The organism is Herbiconiux sp. A18JL235 (assembly GCF_040939305.1).
Classification (GTDB): Bacteria; Actinomycetota; Actinomycetes; order Actinomycetales; family Microbacteriaceae; genus Herbiconiux.
In genome coordinates, this window is record NZ_CP162511.1 from 153,445 (window position 1) to 175,634 (window position 22,190).

At 66.8% G+C, this 22,190-nt stretch carries 21 protein-coding genes; 11 read left to right on the forward strand and 10 right to left on the reverse strand.

What is annotated here, in order from left to right; genetic code table 11:
• Positions 1-36: 36 nt before the first annotated feature.
• The 4 genes from ABFY20_RS00740 to ABFY20_RS00755 all read right to left on the reverse strand — a co-directional run bounded on the left by ABFY20_RS00740 (position 37) and on the right by ABFY20_RS00755 (position 3,561).
• Positions 37-1,107: a PotD/PotF family extracellular solute-binding protein gene (locus ABFY20_RS00740; protein ID WP_368498033.1), complete on the reverse strand. Its 1,071-nt coding sequence runs from the start codon at positions 1,105-1,107 to the stop codon at positions 37-39.
• Positions 1,108-1,153: 46 nt separating this feature from the next.
• Positions 1,154-1,936, reverse strand: coding sequence for an ABC transporter permease (locus ABFY20_RS00745; protein ID WP_368498034.1), 783 nt, complete (start codon positions 1,934-1,936; stop codon positions 1,154-1,156).
• Positions 1,936-2,832 (reverse strand): ABC transporter permease, encoded by an 897-nt coding sequence (locus ABFY20_RS00750; RefSeq protein ID WP_368498035.1) that lies wholly within the window; start codon positions 2,830-2,832, stop codon positions 1,936-1,938. Before ABFY20_RS00750 ends, ABFY20_RS00745 begins: the two co-directional genes overlap by 1 nt.
• A 216-nt stretch (positions 2,833-3,048) precedes the next feature.
• Entirely contained in the window at positions 3,049-3,561 is a 513-nt protein-coding gene (locus ABFY20_RS00755) for a hypothetical protein (RefSeq protein WP_368498037.1), read from the reverse strand.
• Positions 3,562-3,631: 70 nt separating this feature from the next.
• Here ABFY20_RS00755 and ABFY20_RS00760 point away from each other — a divergent pair, with 70 nt between their 5' ends.
• The 4 genes from ABFY20_RS00760 to ABFY20_RS00775 all read left to right on the forward strand — a co-directional run bounded on the left by ABFY20_RS00760 (position 3,632) and on the right by ABFY20_RS00775 (position 5,555).
• Positions 3,632-3,775, forward strand: coding sequence for a phage holin family protein (locus ABFY20_RS00760; RefSeq protein WP_368498038.1), 144 nt, complete (start codon positions 3,632-3,634; stop codon positions 3,773-3,775).
• On the forward strand, positions 3,772-4,347 hold the full coding sequence (locus ABFY20_RS00765) for a DUF3618 domain-containing protein (RefSeq protein ID WP_368498039.1): 576 nt from the start codon (positions 3,772-3,774) through the stop codon (positions 4,345-4,347). Before ABFY20_RS00760 ends, ABFY20_RS00765 begins: the two co-directional genes overlap by 4 nt.
• A gap of 66 nt (positions 4,348-4,413) precedes the next feature.
• Entirely contained in the window at positions 4,414-4,962 is a 549-nt protein-coding gene (locus ABFY20_RS00770; RefSeq protein WP_368498040.1) for a hypothetical protein, read from the forward strand.
• 5 nt (positions 4,963-4,967) lie between these two features.
• On the forward strand, positions 4,968-5,555 hold the full coding sequence (locus tag ABFY20_RS00775; RefSeq protein ID WP_368498041.1) for a TetR/AcrR family transcriptional regulator: 588 nt from the start codon (positions 4,968-4,970) through the stop codon (positions 5,553-5,555).
• Here ABFY20_RS00775 and ABFY20_RS00780 read toward each other — a convergent pair.
• The 6 genes from ABFY20_RS00780 to ABFY20_RS00805 all read right to left on the reverse strand — a co-directional run bounded on the left by ABFY20_RS00780 (position 5,552) and on the right by ABFY20_RS00805 (position 10,640).
• Positions 5,552-7,246: a BCCT family transporter gene (locus ABFY20_RS00780; protein WP_368498043.1), complete on the reverse strand. Its 1,695-nt coding sequence runs from the start codon at positions 7,244-7,246 to the stop codon at positions 5,552-5,554. The two genes, ABFY20_RS00775 and ABFY20_RS00780, sit on opposite strands and share 4 nt — an antisense overlap.
• Before the next feature lie 37 nt (positions 7,247-7,283).
• Complete coding sequence (locus tag ABFY20_RS00785; RefSeq protein ID WP_368498044.1) at positions 7,284-7,628, reverse strand: hypothetical protein; 345 nt, start codon at positions 7,626-7,628, stop codon at positions 7,284-7,286.
• Positions 7,625-8,215 (reverse strand): Asp23/Gls24 family envelope stress response protein, encoded by a 591-nt coding sequence (locus ABFY20_RS00790; protein WP_368498045.1) that lies wholly within the window; start codon positions 8,213-8,215, stop codon positions 7,625-7,627. Before ABFY20_RS00790 ends, ABFY20_RS00785 begins: the two co-directional genes overlap by 4 nt.
• Positions 8,212-8,751, reverse strand: coding sequence for an RNA polymerase sigma factor (locus ABFY20_RS00795; protein ID WP_368498046.1), 540 nt, complete (start codon positions 8,749-8,751; stop codon positions 8,212-8,214). The genes ABFY20_RS00790 and ABFY20_RS00795 overlap by 4 nt, the downstream gene beginning before the upstream one ends.
• Positions 8,752-9,005: 254 nt before the next feature.
• Positions 9,006-9,782, reverse strand: coding sequence for a DUF4190 domain-containing protein (locus ABFY20_RS00800; RefSeq protein WP_368498047.1), 777 nt, complete (start codon positions 9,780-9,782; stop codon positions 9,006-9,008).
• Between the two features lie 60 nt (positions 9,783-9,842).
• A complete protein-coding gene (locus ABFY20_RS00805; protein ID WP_171707436.1) occupies positions 9,843-10,640 on the reverse strand; it encodes an HAD-IIA family hydrolase in 798 nt (265 codons plus the stop codon).
• A 127-nt stretch (positions 10,641-10,767) separates the two neighbouring features.
• Between ABFY20_RS00805 and ABFY20_RS00810 the strand changes: the two genes are divergently transcribed.
• From ABFY20_RS00810 to ABFY20_RS00840, 7 genes are all read left to right on the forward strand, one after another.
• Positions 10,768-11,796, forward strand: coding sequence for a LacI family DNA-binding transcriptional regulator (locus ABFY20_RS00810; protein WP_368498048.1), 1,029 nt, complete (start codon positions 10,768-10,770; stop codon positions 11,794-11,796).
• Between the two features lie 127 nt (positions 11,797-11,923).
• Positions 11,924-14,623, forward strand: coding sequence for a family 78 glycoside hydrolase catalytic domain (locus tag ABFY20_RS00815; RefSeq protein ID WP_368498049.1), 2,700 nt, complete (start codon positions 11,924-11,926; stop codon positions 14,621-14,623).
• 44 nt (positions 14,624-14,667) lie between these two features.
• A complete protein-coding gene (locus ABFY20_RS00820) occupies positions 14,668-15,984 on the forward strand; it encodes an ABC transporter substrate-binding protein (protein WP_368498050.1) in 1,317 nt (438 codons plus the stop codon).
• Between the two features lie 53 nt (positions 15,985-16,037).
• Positions 16,038-16,979 (forward strand): carbohydrate ABC transporter permease, encoded by a 942-nt coding sequence (locus tag ABFY20_RS00825; RefSeq protein ID WP_368498051.1) that lies wholly within the window; start codon positions 16,038-16,040, stop codon positions 16,977-16,979.
• Positions 16,979-17,767 (forward strand): carbohydrate ABC transporter permease, encoded by a 789-nt coding sequence (locus ABFY20_RS00830; protein ID WP_368498052.1) that lies wholly within the window; start codon positions 16,979-16,981, stop codon positions 17,765-17,767. Before ABFY20_RS00825 ends, ABFY20_RS00830 begins: the two co-directional genes overlap by 1 nt.
• Positions 17,764-18,954, forward strand: coding sequence for a glycoside hydrolase family 99-like domain-containing protein (locus ABFY20_RS00835; protein ID WP_368498054.1), 1,191 nt, complete (start codon positions 17,764-17,766; stop codon positions 18,952-18,954). The genes ABFY20_RS00830 and ABFY20_RS00835 overlap by 4 nt, the downstream gene beginning before the upstream one ends.
• A 44-nt stretch (positions 18,955-18,998) precedes the next feature.
• Complete coding sequence (locus ABFY20_RS00840) at positions 18,999-22,151, forward strand: discoidin domain-containing protein (RefSeq protein ID WP_368498055.1); 3,153 nt, start codon at positions 18,999-19,001, stop codon at positions 22,149-22,151.
• Positions 22,152-22,190 lie beyond the last annotated feature (39 nt).

A 22,190-nucleotide genomic window follows, 5' to 3' on the forward strand; every position in this document is an offset into this window, starting at 1 on the left:
GTTTCCGTGTGGGAGGGAAGGGCGGGCGGATGCGCGTCAGGAGGCGCGCACGCGGGTCCAGCCGTCCTGGAAGTACGCCAGGGCGTCTCCCGGGTCGACGATGAACTCGGAGTTGGTGAGCGAGTCGGCCGGGGCGTAGATGGCCGGGTTCTCCACCTGCGACTGGTCGGCGACGAGCGGAAGGGCCGCCTCGTTGGCGGAGGCGAGCGACGCGTCGTCGGTGAGGAGCGCGGCCACCTCGGGGCGCAGCGTGTAGTTCAGCCACTGGTACGCGGCATCCTCGTTGGCCGTGCCCTTGACGATGGAGAAGTTATCCGTCCAGAGCGTGCCGCCCTCTTCGGGGATGATGTAGTGCACGTCGGGGTTGGCCTCGACGGCCTTCGCCGACGTGGTGCCCGAGTAGGCCTCGGCGATGCAGGCGTCACCCGTGCCGACGAGGTCGGCGTAGTTCGTGCTGTTGTAGCCGCCGAGCAGCGGCTTCTGCTCGAGCAGCGAGTCGGTGGCCTTCTCGATGTCGGCCTGGTCGGTGGTGGTGGCGGAGAGCCCGTTCACCTGGAGGCCGGCGATGTAGGCCGAGAGCATGTTGTCGAGCATGTAGATCTTGCCGCTGTAGGCCGGGTTCCACATGTCGCTCCAGCCGGTGACGGGGGCGCCTGTGCAGGCCTCGTTGTAGAGGATGCCGGTGGTGCCCCAGGCCCACGGGAGCGAGTAGGTGTTGCCGGGGTCGAAGGAGGGGTCGACGAACTTCTCGGCGAGGTTGTCGAAGCCCTCGAGCTTCGAGTGGTCGATCTCGGAGACCAGGTCGCGCTGCACCATGAGCTGCACGGCGTACTGGCTGGGCTCGACGATGTCGTAGCCGGAGTTGCCGGCGGCGAGCTTCGAGATCATGGTCTCGTTGCTGTCGAAGGTGTCGACGGTGACCTGGATGCCGGTCTCCTTCTCGAAGCCCGCGACGACCGAGTCGGGGATCTCGCCCGACCAGGCGTAGATGCTGAGCGAGCCGTCGCCGCCGGCGGAAGTCGACGAGGCGTCGCCCGCCGAGCATCCGGCGAGCACGGTGGCGGAGGCCAGGGCGACGGCCCCGAGGGCCAGGAACTTCTTGTTCATGTTGGGGTCTTTTCTGTCGGGTTGCGATTGCAGGGAAGGGTGCGGGCTACGGACGAGGCCCGGCGAGGATGCGGCGCATCTGCGAGACGCCCACGACGAGGATGATGCCGAGGGTCGCCACGACGAGCAGCGTGCCCAGCGCGTTGAGCTCGGGTGTGAGCCCCGTACGCAGGGTCGAGTAGATGCGCAGCGGCAGCGTGGTGGTGCCGACGCCGGCGGTGAAGGTGGAGATGACGATGTTCGAGAACGAGGTGGTGAAGCTCAGCAGGAAGGCGGCGAGGATGCTGGGGCGCAGCAGCGGGAACAGCACCCGCCGGAAGGTCACCCACGGGGAGGCGCCGAGGTCGGTCGCCGCCTCGGAGAGGCTCGGGTCGAGCGACGACATCGCGCCCATCATCACCAGGGTCGCGAGCGGGAGGGTGATGACGATGTGACCGAGCACCAGGGTGAGGAGGCCGGTCGGGATGCTCGCGGTGCTGAAGACGGTGAGCATCGCGACACCCAGCACGATCTCGGGCACGATGAGCGGGATGAGGATGGCGCCGATGAAGAACGCGCGACCCCTCACCCTGAAGCGCACCAGGGCGAACGAGGTGAGGAAGCCGATCACCGTCGCCGCGAGCGCCGCGATGAGGCCGACCAGGGCGCTCGTGCGCAGCGAGTCGAGCAGCAGCTGGTCGCGGAACAGCTCGGCGTACCAGCGGAAGGTGAAGCCGTCGAACCGGTAGCTCACCTCGGAGGAGTTGAAGGAGTAGACGATGAGCGCCGCGATGGGCAGGTAGAGGAAGACGAAGACGAGTCGGGCGATCCAGGAGGTCAGGCGGTCCATCACGCCTCCTTCCGGGTGCGGCGCGACGCGCGGCCCCTGGCGCGCAGCACCAGGCCGGCGCCCGCGACCGAGGCGAGCATGAGCACGAGTACGACCATCGAGAGTGCGGCGCCGAGCGGCTCGTTGCGGAACTCGGTGAACAGGGTCACGATCAGGTTCCCGACGAGCGGGTCCTTACCGCCGCCGAGAAGCACAGGGATGACGAACACGCCGAGGGTGGGGACGAAGGTGAGCATCACCGACGAAGCGAGTCCCGAGGCCGAGAGCGGGATGAACACTCTGGCGTGGGTCTGGAACCAGCCCGCGCCGAGGTCGGCCGCCGCTTCCTTCAGCGACGGGTCGATCGCCCGCATGGAGGCGTAGATGGGGAAGACGGCGACTGGGAGGAAGGCGTACAGGAGCGAGAGCGTGACGGCGAGCTGCGACGGCACGAGCGACTGGGCGTCGACGCCGAGCGCCCTGGCGAGCGAGATGAACGGGCCGCCCGAGCCGAGCAGGGTGATCCACGCGAAGGTGCGCACCAGGAAGTCGGTGAGGAACGGGATGATGACGAGCACCAGCAGGATCGGCTGCCGCGAGGCCGGCCGGGTGGCGATGTAGTAGGCGACGATGTATCCGACGACCGTGCACACCACGGCGTTGAGGGCCGCCATGCCGAGGCTGTAGCCGAGGGTCTTGGCGTAGACCGGGTCGATCAGCTTCGTGTAGTTGTCGAGGGTGAAGCCACCGAGGTTGCCGCCGAGGGGGTCGCTGATGGCGAAGCTGTCGCGGGCGATGATGAGCATCGGCACGATGACGAGCAGCACGATCACGGCGAGAGCCGGCAGCAGCATCAGGTAGCCGGCGGCCGACGGTGCGAAGCGGCGCCGCGCGGTCGTGGGGCTCGATGCGTTCACGGGATGTTCCTCGGAGGTTTCGGGTATCGGGTGGTGGTGCGGTGTGTCGTCAATACTGCGCGACCGGTCGCGGCGCGTGTGGGCGGGTCGCCTCGAAATCCGTCGCCTGCGTGTTTCGTGCTTGCGCATTTCGCAGGGCGCGACGGATGCGGTGCACGGCGGTGGGCGGAACCGCGCGCCCGAGCGGGCGGCGCAGTTCGCAGCGACCCGGCGATGCTAGTCGATGCGCGCGGCGAGCCGCTCCCCAGGAGCGGGATCGGGGTGCGCGTCGCGGCGCAGGAACCACAGGTAGCCGGCGCTCACCAGCGCCCCTCCGACGGCGACCAGGAGCGCCGTGACGAGAGCGGGCGCCGGGGTGCCGCCGGTCGCCAGCTCCTCGGCGCCGCCCGCGACCGCCGCTGCGAGAGCGATGCCGAGCGAGCCCGCCGAGTTGAGCAGCAGCCCCACCCAGACCCAGCGTCGCGCCGATCGGGACGAGACGCCCTTGGCCGCCGAGACGACGGCTACGACGGCAAGGACCCACGCGGTGAAGGCGACGAGCGCGCAGACCGCGACACCGCGGGCCGGGTCTCCGGCTCGGGCGAGCTGGAAGCCGGTCGCGGTGACGGCGGTGACGCCGGCGAGGTCGGCGACGAGCACGACCGAGGCGCCCGCCAGTGAGGAGGTGCTCACTCGGGGGCGGTGTCTGCGCGGGCTGTGGCGCGCATCCGTCTCGCTGCTCTTCGGCACCGTTCCAGTCTGCGCCGACCCGGCGCGAGCGGGCACAAGCACATTCGCGGCCGTTTGGCTACCCGCCCGCGTGGCCGTCATCTGGGCGGTCGTGGCCCTCATCCTGTTCGCGGTCGGCCGCACGCAGCTGAAGAAGGTCGACGGCGCTCCGAAGACCGTCGACTCGCCGAAGAAGATCCCGGAGACGTTGAAGAGGAATGAGGAGAACCGATGAGCGACACACCAGAAGAGATCCGCGCTGAGATCGAGCGCACCCGTCGCGAGCTCGGCGGCGACGTCGACGCTCTCGCCGACAAGGTCACCCCGTCGAAGATCGTGCACCGCCAGACCGACAAGGTGAAGGAGGCCGTCGGCGGGGTGAAAGACCGCGTCTTCGGTGTCGCCGACTCCGCCGTCGACTCCGGTGCCTCGGCCGTGGGCTCCGCGGCGGGCGCCGTCGCGGGCGCCACGGGCCGGGTCGCGTCGAAGGCCGAGGGCAACCCGCTCGCCGTGGGTCTCATCGCCTTCGGCGTCGGCCTGCTCGCCGCGTCGCTTATCCCCTCCTCCGAGAAGGAGAAGGAGGTGGCGTCGACCCTCAAGGAACAGGCGCAGCCGCTCGTCGACAAGGCGACGGACGCGGCCAAGGAGATGGGCGAGCACCTCAAGGAGCCTGCCCAGCAGGCCGCAGCCGCGGTGAAGGACGCCGCGAGCGGCGCTGTGGAGAACATCAAGGCCGAGGCCACGACCGCCAAGGACGAGGTGACCGACCAGGTGCAGCACTCGCGCGAGAACCTCGCCGGGAGCTGATCCTGGCCACCTGAGCCCGCTCCATTTTTGTGAGTACACTCGTACTAACAAAAGAGGGGCGGGCTCATGGTGCTCATCGTGATCGTGTCGTGCGAGATCGCCTTCTGGGTGGCGATCCTCGGCGGACTGGCTGCACGGTACCTGCTGCGCAAGCCCCGCCTCGGCGCGGGACTGCTGCTCGCGGCACCGGTGATCGATGCGGTTCTGCTGGTGTTCGTCGCCGTCGACCTGCTCGGCGGGGCGACCGCGTCGTGGCAGCACGGCATAGCCGCCATCTACATCGGGGTGTCAGTGGCCTACGGCTCGCGCATGGTCGCGTGGGCCGACGTGCGCTTCCAGCACCGCTTCGCCGGAGGGCCGCCGCCCGAGAAGCTCACCGGCTCCCGCTACACCGCCAAGTGCTGGCGCGACGTGTTGCGCACCCTGCTCGCGGTGGGGATCGCCGCCGGAATCCTCGGTGCCGTCATCGTGGCGGTCGGCGACCCCGATCGAACTGCCGCCCTGTCCGGGTACTTCGGCATCCTCGCCCTCGTCTTCGGCATCGACGTGGTCTGGGCCGTGAGCTACACGATCTGGCCGAAGAAGCCCGAGGCGGGTCTCCGACCCGCAGAATAGGACACGTGCCGAAGAGGATCGACGCCGAGGCTCGTACCGAGCAGATCGCCGCTGCCGCCCTCCGGGTGCTGGAGCGCGACGGCCTCGCCGCGCTGTCGGTGCGCGGGGTGGCGGCCGAAGCCGGGATCGCTGCGGCTTCGCTCAGGCGGGTGTTCCCCACGCAGCAGGCCCTGCGCGTGTACTGCTTCGAACTCATCGAGGCCAGGGCCACGACGCGCATCCGATCTCTCGACCTGACGGGGCGGGCGCTGGTCGACGCGATGCTCGGCGAGCTGCTGCCGCTCGATGCCGAGCGCCGCTCCGAGCTCGTTGCGCAGGTGCAGCTCGGCGTGCTGGCGCTCACCGACGACGCGCTGCGACCGGCCGCGCGATCGCTGAGCGACGGGGTCGACCGGGTCTGCCGGCTCGCGCTCGACATCCTGACGGCGGAAGGGATGTTCGCGGGCAGCCGCGACGTCGACCACGAGACCCGGCGACTGCGAGCCGTGCTCGACGGCATCGCTCTGCACGCCCTGTGGACGGGTGACGCCGCCCCCAGCTCGCAGATGCTCGACACCCTCGCGCTCCACCTCGACGAGCTCGCCGGCCCCTAACGCTGCGAGCTCTGCGGCTCGTGCTCGGGCGCCTCGCGGCGCCGCCGACTCCACGGCCGTAGGCGCAGGCCGCTCTCGTTCGGCGACTCCACCTCCAGCCCGTACCGCTCGCCGACCTTCTCGAGCAGCTGCGCGTGCTGGGCGCGCTCGTAGAGCCGCCGCTCACGCTGGAAGGCGATCACCGTCGACCAGCACATCAGGAGCATCACGATGCTGAACGGGAAGGCGATGATCGTCGCCGCGGTCTGCAGCGCCGACAGGCCGCCCGCGATGAGCAGGGCGATGGCGAGGCCCGCGGTGGCGAGGGTGAAGAACACTCGCACCCACCGGGCGGGTTCGGGGGCGCCGCCGGTGGCGATCATCCCCATCACGAGCGCCCCGGAATCGGCGGAGGTGATGAAGAAGATCGCGATCAGCACGATCGCACCCACGGTGAGCACCGGCGTGGCGGGGAGGGTCTCGAAGAGCTGGAACAGCGCCCCCTCCTTGTCGACCTCGCCGGCCGCGTCGAGCATCGATCCGGGGTTCTGCAGCTCACGGAACAGCGCCGAGCCCCCGAGTACGGCGAACCAGAGGATGCCGACCAGCGTCGGCACGACGAGCACACCCGTCACGAACTGCCGCACCGTGCGGCCACGGCTGACCCGGGCGATGAAGATCCCGACGAAGGGCGCCCACGACATCCACCACCCCCAGTAGAAGGAGGTCCAATCCGCCTGCCACGCCTCCCCCGCGCTGCCCTGGAACGCCGAGACGGTGAAGCTGAGCCCCACGAAGTTCTGGATGTACGCCCCGATCGACTGCACCCACTCCCGGAGCAGGTACTCGCTCTGCCCCACCACCAGCACGAACACCAGCAGCGCGGCGGCGAGGATGAGATTCCCGCTCGACAGCCACTTCATGCCCTTGTTCACACCCGAGAGCACGGAGATCAGGACGAAGACGACGATCACACCGATGATGAGCAGGTTCACCAGCGTTCCCGGTTCGGGCAGGCCGGCGGCCTGCAACCCCGCGCCGATCTGCAGCACGCCGAGCCCCAAGGAGGTCGCCACACCGAAGATCGTGCCTGCCAGAGCCACCGTGTCGATCGCATTGCCCCACCCTCCGTGCACCCGCTTGCCGAGGAGCGGCTCGAGCGCCCAGCGGATGGAGATCGGCCGCTTGCGGCGGTGGATGGCGTAGGCGAGGCCGAGTCCCACGACGACGTAGATCGCCCAGGCATGAACGCCCCAGTGCAGGTAGGTCTGGGTGAGCGCCGACTGCGCCAGCTGCGCGGGCGTGCCGGTCACACCGGGGCGCGGGTCGACGTAGTGGCTGAGCGGCTCGCTCACCCCGTAGAACACGAGGCCGATGCCCATCCCCGCGGCGAACAGCAGCGAGAACCAGGCGCCGAGCGAGAACTCGGGCTCGTCGTCGTCTTTGCCGAGCTTGATGTCGCCGAAGCGGCTGAAGCCGACGAAGAGGGCGAAGGCCACGAAGAACGCGGCGATGAGCACGTAGTACCAGTTGAAGGTGTTGACGATGGTGGTCTGGATGGTGCCGAAGAAGACACCCGCCGCGTCGGGGAAGAATGCGGCGAAGGCGCTGAACGCGACGACCAGGACGGCCGCGGGCCAGAACACCCACGGCGCGACGCGGCGGCCGTCGCGGAGAGCGGGGGAGGGAGCTGGTCGGGTCTCGGAGGGCATCAGAACACCCTACGGCGCTCCTCCCGGCCCCGGAGAATCAGGGTGCGACGGTGCGTTCGATGCGACTGACCTTCACAGAGATCTGCGCTTCCGGATGCTGCAGCAGCAGAGCGTCGGCGACCGAGCGTGCCGTGGCGGCCGCCCCCGCATCCTGCCGGGTGCCGATACGGGCGGTGAGAACGGGCCCGTCGGTGCCGGCGGAGACGGACACCTCGGCGCGCGGCTGCTCCCGCACGGGCGTGTTGCCGATGAGCGATCCCAGGGCGGCCAGGGTGCCGAGCGGCGTGGGTGCCGGGTAGACGGCGACGACCCCGTCGACGGCGAGCACCGTGGCGGTGGGCGACCCGGTGCCGGGCGAGACGGGGGTGCTGAGGTCGTTCATGACGGGTCCTTTCCGGTGGGGTCGGCGTAGAGCTCGTCGACGGTGACGTCGATCGCGGTGACGGTGAGGTCGGTGTGACGCACCAGGGCGTCGAAGACCTCGGTGCGCACCGCCTCCGCCAGTTCCTGCAGGGGCCGGCCCCATTCCGCGGCGATGGCGATCGACACGGTCACCGGCGCCCCCGGCGTCTCGACGTCGCCGTCGATGCGCGTGCGGGTGACGTGCACCCCCGAGACCTCGTCGCCGACTGCCCTGAGCAGGGCGCGCACCGCACCCTCGCTCACCGTGATGTGCACGCGCGGGTCGGGGTGCTGGATGGGGATGTCGCGGCCCGCGCGCAGTTCGTCGTGCACGGCTGTCATGAGGCGGTCGATCCACCGGTCGGAGGCGGGCGCGAGGCTGTCGCTGTCATGCCGCAGCAGCTCCCGGGACAGACCACCGAGGCGGGCGAGGTTCTCGAGCGCGTTGAGGCAGTCGGGGCAGGTCTCGATCTCGGTGTCGGGCGGGGTGCGGCCCTCGGCGAGGTAGAGGCTCAGCTCCTCGACGGTCTTGCCGCAGTCGAGGGCGGCGCGGGCGGGGTCGGTCATCGCCACGCCTCCATCTGCACCAGGATGCTCGCCCTGGCCCGGGCGATCATGCCGCGAACAGTGCTGACGGGCACGCACAGCTCCTCCGCGATCTCGGCGTAGCCGAGGCCCGCCATCTCGCGCAGCAGCCAGCTCTGCCGTTGGGCCTCGGGCAGCCGGTCGAGCGCAGTGGCGAGGGCCTTCAGCTGCAGGTCGTGAACCACGCACGACTCAGGCTGAAGGGTGGGGGAGGGTCTTTCCACGACGTGATCGAGCGGCATGTCGGCGGCCCGGTGTCTCAGGTGGCTGAACGCCTCGCGGCTCGCGATGCGCATCAGCCAGGATTTCACGGCCTCGGGGTCGCGCAGCTCCGGCAGCCGCCGCCACGCGATGAGGAAGGCCTCCTGCACCACGTCGTCGGCCTCGGCCGTCGACCTCACGATGCGGATGACGTAGGCGCGCAGAAGCGAGGAGTGCCGGACGATGAGCTGCCGAAAGGCCTCCGGGTCGCCGTCGGCGGCCCGGGATGCGAGAGCGCCGTCGGTGAGCTGGTGCACACCGCGGATTCGAGTCTGGTCGGCCACCTGGATTGCCCTTCGCGCGGTCGCGGATTCTTCCGTGACGCTTTCGGGCCTACCACCCCCGATTCGGCGGGCAACTCATTCCCGGTCTGCATCGAGCGCGACGACGGCGACTATCCGCAGAACGCACACCCGGAGCATTCGTCGCACCCCGAGAGCCGAGCGCTCAGCGGCGCGGCGTGTCTCGCGGGGACTCCCCGAAGCGGGCGCGGCGGGGTCTGCTCGATCCGCTACGGCTGCAGGTAGACGGGGTCGGCGACGATGTTCGGGGTGACGCGCAGGAGCGGCTGGGAGTCCTCGGGCACGAGGAAGGCGACCGAGAGCATCCGGGTGTCACCGGGCGGCAGCAGGCTGGTGTCGTCGAGCACGTAGCGGGGGAGGTCGACGTTGAGGTCGTCGTCGTCGGTCGAGACGGGGGTGGTCACCACCTCGGCGGGGTAGGCGGGTGCGTCGCCGTCGTTCGTGATCGAGTAGCTCATCACGATGTACTTCTGCCCGGCCGCGAGCGGCACGAAGTAGTTGCCCGACGCGGTCATCTGCGCCTCGACCGTCGAGGCGTCGGCGTCGGCGTCGACGTCGTCGATCGTGTACGTCCAGCCCTCGAGCTCGAGAGGGGTGCCGAGCGGAAGCGGGTCGTCGATGCTGCCGGACGGATCGTCGCCGGTGCTCGCAGCGGGGCTCTCCTCGCGCGACGTCGTCGCCGACGGGAAGGGCGACGGGAAGGTCTGGGCCGACCCGATCAGTGACACCACGATCACCACGCCCGCCACGACGATCCCGAGCGCCGACACCGCGAGCCCGGCGATGGCGAGCCCCCGGCTCCGCCCGCGCAGCGACATCGCCACGATGCCGAGCACGAGCCCCACCGCGATGAGCGCCCAGCCCACAGGAGCCACGGCGGGCACCAGGGCGAAGCCGATTCCGGCGAGGGCGACGATCAGCGAGACGAGTCCGACGACGTTCAGGCGCGGCTTGCCGACGGGGTCTGCCGGGGGCGGAGTGGTCATGCCTCCATCCTGCCCGGATGCTCCCCGCTCGGCTCTAGCCGCGAAGCTCGGAAGATGCCGTCAGAGTTCGGTCTCGATGAGCTCGTTCGAGAGCAGGTCGGCGACCGAGTCGATGATCTCGTCGGGCCGGAACGGGTACTTGGCGATCTCGGCCTGGTCGCTGATGCCGGTGAGCACGAGGATGGTGTGCAGCCCCGCCTCGATGCCGGCCACCACGTCGGTGTCCATGCGATCGCCGATCATGCCGGTGTTCTCCGAGTGCGCCCCGATGCGGTTCATCGCCGAGCGGAACATCATCGGGTTCGGCTTGCCGACGACGTACGGTTCCTTGCCCGTGGCCTTCGTGATGAGGGCGGCGATCGCCCCCGTCGCCGGAAGCGGGCCTTCAGCGCTCGGCCCCGTCGCATCCGGATTCGTGACGATGAACCGCGAGCCCTGCCCGATGAGACGGATGGCCTTCGTGATCGCCTCGAAGGAGTAGTTGCGGGTCTCGCCGATCACGACGTAGTCGGGTGCCGTCTCGGTCATGATGAAGCCGGCCTCGTGCAGAGCCGTCGTGATGCCGGCCTCGCCGATGACGAAGGCACTGCCGCCCGGCATCTGGTCTTTGAGAAAGGCGGCGGTGGCGAGCGCGCTGGTCCAGATGAACTCCTCCGGCACCTCGAGGCCGGATGCGCGTAGCCGCGCACTCAGATCGCGCGGCGTGAAGATGGAATTGTTCGTGAGCACCAGGTACGGCTTGTTCTCGTCGCGCCACTGCTGAAGCAGCTCGGCCGCCCCGGGGATGGGGTGGTTCTCGTGCACCAGCACACCGTCCATATCGGTGAGCCAGCATTCGATCTCGTCGCGGCGTGACATCGGCACTCCCTCTCGTCGCATCCGCCCCCAGGCTACCGGGCGAGCCTGGGCGCGTGCCCCGGCGGAAGACTTCCCTGCACGCGGCCTTCGCACGGAGATCTGGAGCGGTGTGCGCGAAGATAGGCGAATGGCCGACTCGACGCAATCTCCGACGGGGCGCAACGGTGTGGTGAAGATTCGGGACGTCGCCGCTCGCGCGGGCGTCTCGGTAGGCACCGTCTCCAACGTTCTGAACCGACCTGACTATGTGTCGGACGAGAATCGCGTCAAAGTCCAGCGTGCTATGTCAGAGCTGGGCTTCATTCGCAATGACCTGGCGCGCCAATTGCGTCAGAAGCAGAGCCGCACGTACGGCTTGATCACGTTGTCGTTGACGAACCCCTTTTTCGGAGAGGTAGCCCACGCTGCTCAGGCGCAGGCCGAGCGTGACGGTTTCACCGTGCTGGTGGGTAGCAGCGACTTCAGCCCCGAGCGTGAAGACCGGTACATCGAGCTGTTCGAGCTGCAGCAGGTGCGCGGACTCATGATCGCCCCGAACAGCGGGGTCTCCGAGCGTCTCCAGGCGATGAGACGCCGGGGCGTACCGATTGTGTTGTTCGACAGCGTAGGACGGCACGAGGGGTTCTCGGCCGTCTTCTTGGACGGAGTCGAAGGTGGCCGGCTCGCGGGTGAGCATCTCATTCGTTCTGGCCGCCGACGGCTGCTGTTCACCGGTGGCCCCCTGGCGCAGGTGTCAGACCGCCTCGCCGGCGTCAGTGATGCGGTGACCAAGGCTGAAGGGGTCAGCCTTCAGGTGATCGAGACTTCTGACATGACCGTCTCAGACGGGTTGTCGGTCGGATTGCAGATCGTGGGACTTCCGGAAGCGCTCCGGCCCGACGGGGTGTTCGCGGCAAACGACCAGATGGCCTTCGGCATCATTCAAGCGCTGACCCAGGCCGGCCTCGAGGTTCCTGCGGCGATAGGAGTGATCGGCTACGACGACATCCCCTTCGCCGCCACCGGAACCGTTCCTCTGACGACGGTGCGCCAGCCTGTCGAGGAGATCGCGACCGCTGCGGTGACCTTGCTCCATGAACAGGCCGAGCTCGGCTCTGCATTCAGCCCGCAGACGGTGCGATTGCAGCCTGAGCTCATCCTCCGACGCAGTGCCTGATATGAACCGATACATATTTTCCTGATACGGCCTGTTTACTTCCCTGGCGCTCTTGTGTAGGTTGGTCTCACGCTATTGATGAATCGATTCATGGAGCATGCACTCGAGAAAGATCGGAGACGACCACATGACCGATGGCCAGGTCGCCTTCTCGCTGCTCTGCGATCAGCTCGTGGAGCCCACCGGTGTGGCTGGCGCTGTCTGGCTATCGTGGTCGTTGAGCAACGCCGCCGACTCGGCTCCCGAAGCCGTACGAGTGCGGGTGTGGCGAGATGGCACGCGGTCTGCGGTCGACGCCTGGGAGAGTGAGTGGATGACTCCCCTCACCGCCGGGATCCGGCACGGGGAGGATTCGCTCATCTCGAATACGCGTTATGCGTGGAGCGTCGAGGTGCGCAGTTCCGACGGGTCCTCCACCAGGACGTCGTCGGTGTTCCTGACCGGGTTGGTCGGGGCAGGCCGATGGCAAGCACAGTGGATCGCCAGCGGGCCTCAGTCCGTGGTGCGCGCCGACCCACCCTCCGACGACGGGTTGTCGTACGCAGTACGGTATCTGCCCCCGACGCCGTATTTCCGGCACGAATTCACGGTGCGGCGTGACCTGGAACGAGCCGTGGTGCATGTGACGGCTCGAGGCGTCTACGAGCTGTTCGCAAACGGCGAGCGAGTCGGCGACCGGGAGCTGGAGCCTGGCTGGACCGACTATTCCGATCGCGTCGAGTACCAGACCTACGACATCACGGACGCGCTCCGCGTCGGCCCGAACGCCTTCGGTGCAACTGTCGCCGCAGGTTGGTGGCACGGGTATGTCGGCTTCGATCGCCGTAGACAGGCGGAGCACTACGGTGCCGAGCCGGAGCTGCTCGTACAAGCCCACCTCTGTTACTCCGATGGGTCGGAGGATGTCGTGGCAAGCGGCGAAGGGTGGGCCAGCTCCGAGGGGCCCATCCGCTTCGCGGACCTCCTCATGGGTCAGTACGTCGACGACCGGGTGGACCTGGGGGACTGGACCCTTCCGGGCGGTGCCGACTCATCGTGGGTGCCGGTGCGCGCCCGAGACATCGGATCCAGCATTCCTACGTCCACGCCACGCCCACCCATCCGGGCCATCGAACACAGGGCCGGCAGGATCGTGCACTCCGAGCCTGATCGCATCCTCGTCGACTTCGGACAGAACCTCGTGGGCAGGCTGAACGTCACCGTGTCGTCACTCGAACGCGGAGGTTCGATAACCATCAGGCATGGCGAGACGATCACACCGGAAGGTGACCTCTACGTCGACAACCTCCGCACCGCTGAGGCCACGGATCGGTTCGTCTCCAGCGGCCGCTCGGCGACGTTCGCGCCGACGTTCACCAGTCACGGATTCCGCTTCGCGGAACTGATCGGGGATGTGGCCGCACTCACCGATCGGGATATAGAAGCAGTCTCCGTCAGAAGCGACAATCGCGAGGTCGGCACCCTCACCCTGAATGACGAGGGTCTGGATCAGCTTCACTCCAACATCGTCTGGGGGCTTCGAAGCAACATGGTGAGCATCCCGACCGACTGCCCGCAACGCGACGAGCGCCTCGGCTGGCTTGCCGATGCCCAGGTCTTTCTGCCCAGCGCCGCCTACAACGCCAATGTCTCCGCTTTCCTCACCAGCTGGTTGCGCGACGTGCGGTACACGCAGGACGACGACGGGGCTTTCGCCGACGTCGCCCCACGTCTGCGTCTACCCCAGCAAGCAGCCCCTGGCTGGGGCGACGCGGGTGTCATCGTGCCGTGGACTCTCTACCGCCTGTACGGTGACATTCGAGTTCTGCAGGACTCATTCGAGTCGATGCTCGCGTGGATCGGCCACATCGACCGTCACAACCCCGACCACCTCTGGCGTCACGCGGCCGGCCTCAACTACGGGGACTGGCTCGGCGTCGAGGAGGAAACCGATCGCGAGTTACTCGCTACTGCGTATTTCGCCCGTAGCCTGGAACTGACGGCAGCTGCAGCTGATGTGTTGCACGCGACGAGTGAGGCCGCGCGGCTTCGCGCCCTCCGGCTCGAAGTCGTCGACGCCTTCAGGCGGGAGTTCCTCGACAGCTCGACAGGCGTACTGCGGAGCGATACGCAAACGGCTTATTGTCTCGCGCTCGCCTTCGACCTCATCAACCCCGGGGAGCTCCCCTTGGTGGCCTCGCGGCTCGTCGATGCCGTCGAAAGGCGCGGCCCCGCGCTGACGACCGGCTTCATCGGGGTGGCGCTGCTGTTGCCGACGCTGTCCCTCATCGGCCGGTCAGATCTCGCGTGGGCGCTGGCACGCAGACGGGAGTACCCCTCGTGGTTGTACTCGGTCGATCACGGAGCGACGACGATCTGGGAACGGTGGGACGGCTGGACGACGACCGACGGATTCCAGTCGGCCCAGATGAATTCGTTCAATCATTACTCGCTCGGATCCATCGACGAATGGTTCTACGCCTACGCCGCCGGTATCCGACAGTCCCGGAACTCTCTCGCTTTCGCTGATCTCGAGATGGAACCGGCAGTCGACGCCGCCGTGGGTCACGTCGCCGCCTCGTTCGAGTCACCTCGAGGCCTGATCCGCAGCGAATGGTCGTATGACGGCAGCACCCTCGAGTGGGATATCGAGCTGCCGCCCTCCTGCTCCGCAACGATCGTTCTCGCGGTGTCGCCGCGAGAACGGGTGCTGCTGAACGGCGTCGAACTCACCCTCACCGCAGTCGAGACGGAGCCGCCGTTGGCCGCGCCGCTGGCTGGCGCGTCACCCCGCTATCGCTGGCGTGTGGATCCCGGGCGACACCGCGTCACCCGCCTCGTCACCTGACTCACTCCCGACACCCCCACTTCCCCACTGCAAAGGAGCAACTCATGCGATCGACCCGACCTTGGACGGCTGTAGCGGCCGTAGCCGCCGCAGCCGGACTCATCCTCACCGGATGTGCGGCGAGCGGCGACACCTCGGCGTCAGACGGCCCTGTCACCATCTCATGGTGGGGATGGAACGCTTCCGAGAGTCAGCCCACTATCGACGCCTTCGAAGCCGACAACCCCGGCATCACCGTCGAGTTCACGTCTTACTCCAACAGCGACTATCTCAACAACCTGCGCACTGCGCTCACCTCCGACAACGGACCCGACGTGCTCCAGCTCGCCCCAGGGGCGACGGTCAGCAACTACGGTGCCCTCGTCGAGGATCTTGCGCCCTTGGCCAGCGCTTCGTGGGGCGACACGTGGGCCGACGACTACAACCCCCTCGGACTCACCCAACTCCAAAGCGAGGGCAAGCAAGTCGCGCTTCCTTCCTACATGAGCGCCGCGGGATTCATCTACTACAACTCCGACATCCTCGCCGACACCGGAACCACAGTCCCGGAGAACGTCGACGAGTGGAAAGCGACCTGCGCCACCATCCGCGCCGCAGGCTACGACTGCCTGGCCCAGGGAGCCAAAGACGCCTGGGCGAACCTCGACGTCTACCTTTCCCTCGCGAACAGCATCGCTCCGGGCGCGATCTACGACGCCATCGACGGCGCGATCGACTGGACAGACCCGGATCTCATCCAGGCGATGGATGTCTGGGCCTCCCTCTTCAGCGACGGAATCATCGCCCCGGGAGCCACAGCGGTGGGCGAGTACCCCGACGCATTCTCTGCCTTCCTGGAGAAGAAGGCCGCCTTCATCGCACTGGGAACCTGGAACACCCCCGGTACCATGACGAAGACCGGCGTCGAGGTCTCGCAGCAGACGGTGTCCACTCCGATCGATAGCGTCTATCTCTCCGCACCGTTCCCCGCCGCGACTGCGTCGAGCGAGCCGACCCAGGCCTTCGGTGGTCCGGACAACGGATGGGCGATCTCGAGCAACAGCGACAACAAGGACGCGGCCTGGAAATTCTTGTCTTTCCTCACCGGAGAGAAGGGGCAGGAGATCCAGGCCTCGGTGGCGAACTTTCCCGCCCTGCTTGACGTGTCCGTCTCCACCGACGATGTCGTCGCACCCGACCAGGTAGCGAACATCGACGAGCAGCAGGACAGTCTGGGGGACCTCATCGGTTACCGCCAGATTCCGTACCCGGAGCTCGAGACGGCCCTCGGCCAGGCACTGTCCGCCGTGGCTGCCGGTACGTCCGGCTCGGCCGACGCGCTCAAGTCCGTCCAGGACGTCTCCGCCACGCTTTCCCGGTGACCCCGACGGGAGCAGGCCCTACAGCCTGCTCCCGTCCCTGACGGAGATACGACATGACCATGCAGCTGACAAAGACTGACCCCGGCCGGGCGCAACGACCGCACTGGGCCCCGGTGAAGCGCACCCGACCGGCCCGCGCCGATCTTCGAGCCTGCCTGTTCGCCCTGCCGGCATTGATCTTCATCGTGGGCGTGGTGCACTACAGTCTCGTGGCCAACGGCGTCTACTCGACGTGGAACTGGTCTGGAGTCACCCCCTCACACACTCCGGTCGGCGGGTCCAACTACATCAAGCTGGTTGAGGACCCTGTCTTCTGGAGGTCGTTGGGCAACACGCTCGTCTTCGCGACCCTTACCGTGGCGAACCAGATGGTCCTCGGGTTCATGCTCGCTGTTCTCGTTCGCACGAGAACCAGGGGCAGAGGGATCCTGCGCACCTTGCTCTTCATCCCAGTCGTGATCTCGCCGGCCATCGTCGCCACTTCGTTCAGACTGCTGCTCACTCCCGACGGCGAATTCAACGGCTTCCTTCGCGCCCTAGGTCTCGACGGGTTCGCGCAGCCTTGGCTGGCGGATCCACGCACCGCTCTTCTCACGCTCGTTGTCATCAACGTCTGGCAATACACCGGGTACAGTTTCGTGATCTACGACGCCGCGATGGCTCAGATCGATCCCAGCGTCATCGAAGCGGCTCACCTCGACGGCGCCTCGACGTTCGGGATGCTCCGCAGCGTGATCGCACCGCTCCTGTCCGGGTCGCACCTCGTCCTCATCGTGCTCGGAGTGATCAGCGCTCTGAAGACGTTCGACCTCGTCTTCCTGACCACCGCCGGTGGCCCGGGAGTCGAGACCGAGTTCCTTTCCACCTACATCTACCGTCAGGTGATCACCCAGTTCAGCGCCGGCTATGGTGCCGCTCTGTCCGTCGCCTTGGTGGTCATCGCCCTCGTCTTCGCCGTGCTCCAGGTTCGCCTCGCCCAGAAGGACGCGCACTGATGTTCCTTCACCAAACCCTCGTCTCCCGCATCGTCAGCCAGGCGCTCATCATCCTTGCGGTGATCGTCGTCGCCGTCCCACTGGTGATGATCGTCAAGGTCTCCATCCAGGGTCAGGGTCTTCCTAACTACGTTGTGATCCTGCAAGACACCCCGTTCCTGAGATTCCTCATCAACAGTGCAGTCATCTCAGCGGTGACCCTCGCGCTGGTGCTGGCCTTCTCCATTGCAGCGGCGTATTGCACGGTCATCCTGCGGCCGCGAGGCAGCACCGTCATCACCGTGCTGGTGCTGGCGGGCCTCACCATGCCCGCCATCGCACTGGTCGTCCCCGTCTACAGCCTCGTGCAGAGCCTTGGATTGTTCGACACCTACTGGGCGGTCATCATTCCGCTGACCGCGCTCGCAGTACCGTTCGGCTTCCTGGTGGGCGGCAATTACATACGGGCCATACCCGTCGAAGTCTTCGAAGCCGCCACACTCGACGGTGCCGGCACCTGGCGCACCTTCATCAGCGTGTTGCTCCCGCTGTGTCGCCCCATCCTCGCCGTCGTCGCGGTCTTCACCTTCCTCGCGGCCTGGAACGAGTACCTGCTTCCGCTCTTGTTCCTCCAAGACGTCGACATCAAGGTCGTCACCCAGGTACCCACCTACTTCCAGAGTCAAAGGCTCGTCGACACTCCGAAGGTGTTCGCGGCCAACGTCCTCATCAGCCTCCCCATCATCGTCTTCTACCTCGCCCTGCAAGGAACATTCCGCAGAGGCCTCTCCAATGGAGCAATCAAATGAGTGCATCTCCCCGCCCGAAGGTTCTCGCCTACTACTTTCCGGACTATCACGCGGACAGCCGCAACGAGCGTTGGTTCGGACCAGGGTGGGACGAGTGGGAAGTGGTACGGGCCGGCCTCCCCCGCTTCGACGGACACCGCCAGCCGCGAGTGCCCGCAGGAGGGTACACGGACGAGGCAGACCCAGCGGTATTCGCCGACCAGATCGCCCTCGCCGACCGACACGGCGTCGATGGCTTCATCTTCGATTACTACTGGTACGACGACGGGCCCTACCTGCAACGTGCCCTCGACGAGGGATACCTTCCCGCCCACAACCCGGGCGCTGTCGAATTCTCGCTGATGTGGGCGAATCACGATCTCCTCGACATCTTCCCGCGAAAGGATCTCGTGACCCCGCCGGAGCGTCTCAAGAGCGGGACGATCGGACGAGATGCCTTCGAGCGGATGGCGCGCCACGTCATCGACAGCTACTTCACCGACCCGCGCTACACCCTCATCGATGGACGACCCCGGTTCTCCATCTATGAGGTGGGTGCCTTCGTGCGGGGCATGGGAGGCGTGCAGGAAGCAGCCGACGCGCTGCGCTGGTTCGATGCCGAGACCCGGAAGACTGGCCTGCCCGGAGTGCATCTCGACGCCGTCGTCTGGGGTTTCGCGGTGCTGCCGGCAGAGATCCCGCTCGAGAACCCGGCTGGTCTCGTGGCGGAGCTCGGTTTCCGGTCCGCCAGTTCCTACGTCTGGATCCACCACATCGACACCAGCCTCCACCCCTTTCCAGCGGGCGGCCCCTGGGAGGCTGTCGGCGACGAGGTGTTCGCGCAATACGAGGCCTACCAAGACGAGCTCGGCGTCCCTTTTCACCCGAATGTCACGGTGGGATGGGATGCGTCACCGAGAGTGGCCGCAGATGCTGCCTTCACACGCACCGCACTGCCGTACCCACCCATCTGGGACCCCACGCCGGACGATTTCGCGAATGCGCTTCGCAGAGCTCGACGCTTCTGTGATCGTGCTGGCAACCCGTACAGCGAGGTGACCATCAACGCGTGGAACGAATGGACCGAGGGCTCCTACCTCCTGCCTGACACCGACAACGCGACCGCGATGCTGAAACGCGTCGCCGAGGTCTTCGGACCGCGAGAACTCGCACAGCCGTCAGACGACTCGGCGAGCGCGCTCGTCTGACCCACGGCTCGTCAGACACCCACCGCACCTTCGAAGGAGAAATCGTGCTGCGCAACCTCGCCGGTCTCACTGCCGCTGTCCTCACGCTCACCCTGGGGGTCGCGTCCGGTAGCGCCCATGCCTCCCTACCGGCGGATGCCGTCGTGGCAGGTGCGACGTCTGGGAGCGAGCTGACCACTTGGAGCGCTCTCACCGGCGCCGACGCCCTCGGGCGTGTGCTTCCGAGCTCTGCCCAAGTCGGGGCCGAGCGCACTGACCGGCTGGTCGGGGTGCGTTACATGCCCTGGCATGGACAGAACGACGCCACCGACTACAAGAACATCTTCAACCTGCAGTCCATCGTCGACGCCGAACCGTCCGCTCCTCAGGACCACGACAGCTCGGTCTTTCCCGACGCCAAACACTTCGCCTACTGGAACCAACCGCTTTTCGGTTACTACCGGAGTGACGATGCGTGGGTGATCCGCCGCCACCTGCAGATGCTCGCCGATGCCGGCGTGGACTTCATTCAGGTCGACATCACGAACAACCGTGAGTTCCGCCCCCAGATCAACCTCATCATGACGGTCATCGAACAGATGCAACGTGAAGGCCGGGACGCCCCCCTCGTCACCCTGCACACGCACAACAGGAATGGCGCTGGACAGCCTGACAGCTCGACCGTCTTCATGAACGACGTCTACTCGACGTTCTATGCTCCCACCGCCCCCTACCGTCACCCCACGACGTGGCTGCAGCTCAAAGGCAAGCCACTGATCGTCGGTTCCAACCCGTCGGCGACAGTGTCGAGCTTCTTCACGGTCAGGTACCCGCAATGGCCGAACGAGCAGCCCCAGGCCTCCAACGGCTGGGACTGGATCAGCTTCCAGACACCGCAACATGTCAACTACAACAGCGCCGGTGAGAAGGAGCAGATCACAGTCGCCGTGGCTGCCAATTCCAATTCCACGGCGAAGTTCGCCGACACGGCCTGGTATGGGCTGGCCGGTGCTCATGGGCGCGGGTGGCACAACGGAGCCGAAGACACGTCACCTCAGGCCCTCCAGTCGGGCGCGTATTTCCAGGAACAGTGGGACTTCGCCATTCAACAAGACCCACAGATCGTCCTCGTCGAGGGCTGGAACGAGTGGAGCGCAGGCAACTGGCAGCAGATGAACAACGATCGCAGCGACCCGCTGGCCTTCTACGACGCCGCATCCGACCGATACAGCCGTGACGTGGAACCCACCGCGGGGGCGCTGGGTGATAACTACTACATGCAGCTGATCGAGAACATTCGCCGATTCAAAGGCACGACGCCGGCGTTGACCCCGGGCTCACCGCGCACCATCGACCTCGCGGGCAGCTTCGACCAGTGGTCCACCGTCTCGCCGAAGTTCATGTCCTCGACCAGCGCGTTCACCGACCGCAACCACGCCGGCACCGGGTCCACCCATTACACGACCCAGAGCACCCGCAACGTCTTCGCATTCTCCAAGGTCGCGCGAGATACCAGCAACTTCTACTTCATGACCCAGACTGCCGACGCCGTCTCCGCACCGGGCGACAGGTGGATGACCCTGTTCCTGGACACCGACGCCAACCCGGTCAACGGGTGGTCGGGATACGACTTCATCGTCCGCAAGACCAGTCCCTCCGCCTCGACCTACGTTCTCCAGGCCAATGTCGGCGGTTACAACTGGACCACGGTCTCGCCCGTCAGTTACCGCGTCGAGAACGACAAGATCATGCTCTCCGTTCCCCGATCAGCGCTAGGACTGACCACCGATCCCGCCACGGTCTCCTTCAAGTGGGCCGACAACTGGAGCCAGGACGGAGCCGTCACCGACTTCTACACCAACGGGACGTCTGCTCCCTACGGCCGACTCAACTTCTTCTACTCCACTGGCGGAACGTCGCAGTCTTCAGACCCTGTTCCCGCTCAGCCGGCCGCGGCGCCCGCCCTGACGCAAGGGGTGACACGCAGAGAGAGTTCGGACCTGCTCACCGAGTACACCGACTACTCGGGCACCGGACAACAATGGAACCGAACGGTCTCCGACAGCGCGGCATCCGGCGGCAGCTACGCCGGGCTTGTTGCCGGCTCCGGCGATACGGACGCCTACTACCTCAATACGATCTCGACCCTCTTCGAGGGCGACGCAGTGCGTTGGATCACCCGCACTGCGCCTGACGGAGTTGAACAGGCCGAGGTCTTCATCGACGGCGTCTCCTACGGGAAGATCAGCATGCGCAGCACCACCGTGCACAACCAGAAAACCGTCTTCTCCGCTACCGGGCTCGGCGGCGGGCCCCACGAGATCTTCATCAAGTGTGACAACAGATTCGGCACGATCTGCTACCACGACGCCTTCGAAATCATCAGAGGAGCGAGCAACCTGCCGGCAGCGGCTGCGGGCCAGAACATCGCGGCCGCGGCCGCAGTGACCGCCTCGAGCAACTCGGCCGCCCGCTGGTACGCGGTCGGTGCCCCACAGACTCGCGACGACTCCCTCACCACGTGGTGGCGGCCCGCCGCCACCACAGTTCAGTGGTTACGGTACGACTTCACCCGTAACCAACAGGTCGACAGGGTCGAAATCACCCCGAGTACGGCCACGGCGAATGCCGGAACGCAGTACGCCGTACAGGGGCTCGTGAACGGCCAGCTGACGACCCTGGCCACGGGATCCATCGGCTCGTCACGAGTGCTCGCGCAATTCGCTGCCGTCTCGACGCCGTGGATCCGGGTCGAATTCAATCCCTCCACGGACCTCAGTATTGCTGAGGTCCGCATCGCGAACGGTGCTCTGGGTGCAGGGCCGGCCGTGCCTACCGACCTGGCTGCGGGCAAGCCCGCCACCGCGTCCAGTGACAACGGCTCGACCTACAATGCGTCCAAGGCGGTCGATGGAAACGCCACCACGTATTGGTGTGCCAGCGGCCCCGCCAAGCCACAGTGGCTGCAGGTCGACCTCCAAGCGAAGAAGGACATCGACAGCGTCATCACCACCTTCTACTCCCAGGACACCTGGGAGTACTGGGTCCAGGGCTCCGATGACCAGCAGAGCTGGACCACCCTCTCGAACCACTCGAACGTCGCTGCGAGCAAGTACACAGACGGCGTCTTCGGCTCGTACCGATACATCCGAGTACGAGTCCTCGATGCTCCCGACAACTGGGCGGCTATCCGATCGATCCAGGTCCTCGGCCACTGATGCCCCGTGCGCGAGCACGCGATCGGGCGTAGCGTGGCG

Coding starts and splice junctions, on each gene's coding strand:
- ABFY20_RS00820 (WP_368498050.1), top strand. CDS start 14,668: ATGCGATCGACCCGACCTTGGACGGCTGTAGCGGCCGTAGCCGCCGCA.
- ABFY20_RS00770 (WP_368498040.1), top strand. CDS start 4,414: ATGGTGCTCATCGTGATCGTGTCGTGCGAGATCGCCTTCTGGGTGGCG.
- ABFY20_RS00740 (WP_368498033.1), bottom strand. CDS start 1,107: ATGAACAAGAAGTTCCTGGCCCTCGGGGCCGTCGCCCTGGCCTCCGCC.
- ABFY20_RS00765 (WP_368498039.1), top strand. CDS start 3,772: ATGAGCGACACACCAGAAGAGATCCGCGCTGAGATCGAGCGCACCCGT.
- ABFY20_RS00800 (WP_368498047.1), bottom strand. CDS start 9,782: ATGACCACTCCGCCCCCGGCAGACCCCGTCGGCAAGCCGCGCCTGAAC.
- ABFY20_RS00785 (WP_368498044.1), bottom strand. CDS start 7,628: ATGAACGACCTCAGCACCCCCGTCTCGCCCGGCACCGGGTCGCCCACC.
- ABFY20_RS00790 (WP_368498045.1), bottom strand. CDS start 8,215: ATGACCGACCCCGCCCGCGCCGCCCTCGACTGCGGCAAGACCGTCGAG.
- ABFY20_RS00815 (WP_368498049.1), top strand. CDS start 11,924: ATGACCGATGGCCAGGTCGCCTTCTCGCTGCTCTGCGATCAGCTCGTG.
- ABFY20_RS00830 (WP_368498052.1), top strand. CDS start 16,979: ATGTTCCTTCACCAAACCCTCGTCTCCCGCATCGTCAGCCAGGCGCTC.
- ABFY20_RS00825 (WP_368498051.1), top strand. CDS start 16,038: ATGACCATGCAGCTGACAAAGACTGACCCCGGCCGGGCGCAACGACCG.
- ABFY20_RS00805 (WP_171707436.1), bottom strand. CDS start 10,640: ATGTCACGCCGCGACGAGATCGAATGCTGGCTCACCGATATGGACGGT.
- ABFY20_RS00810 (WP_368498048.1), top strand. CDS start 10,768: ATGGCCGACTCGACGCAATCTCCGACGGGGCGCAACGGTGTGGTGAAG.
- ABFY20_RS00780 (WP_368498043.1), bottom strand. CDS start 7,246: ATGCCCTCCGAGACCCGACCAGCTCCCTCCCCCGCTCTCCGCGACGGC.
- ABFY20_RS00835 (WP_368498054.1), top strand. CDS start 17,764: ATGAGTGCATCTCCCCGCCCGAAGGTTCTCGCCTACTACTTTCCGGAC.
- ABFY20_RS00745 (WP_368498034.1), bottom strand. CDS start 1,936: ATGGACCGCCTGACCTCCTGGATCGCCCGACTCGTCTTCGTCTTCCTC.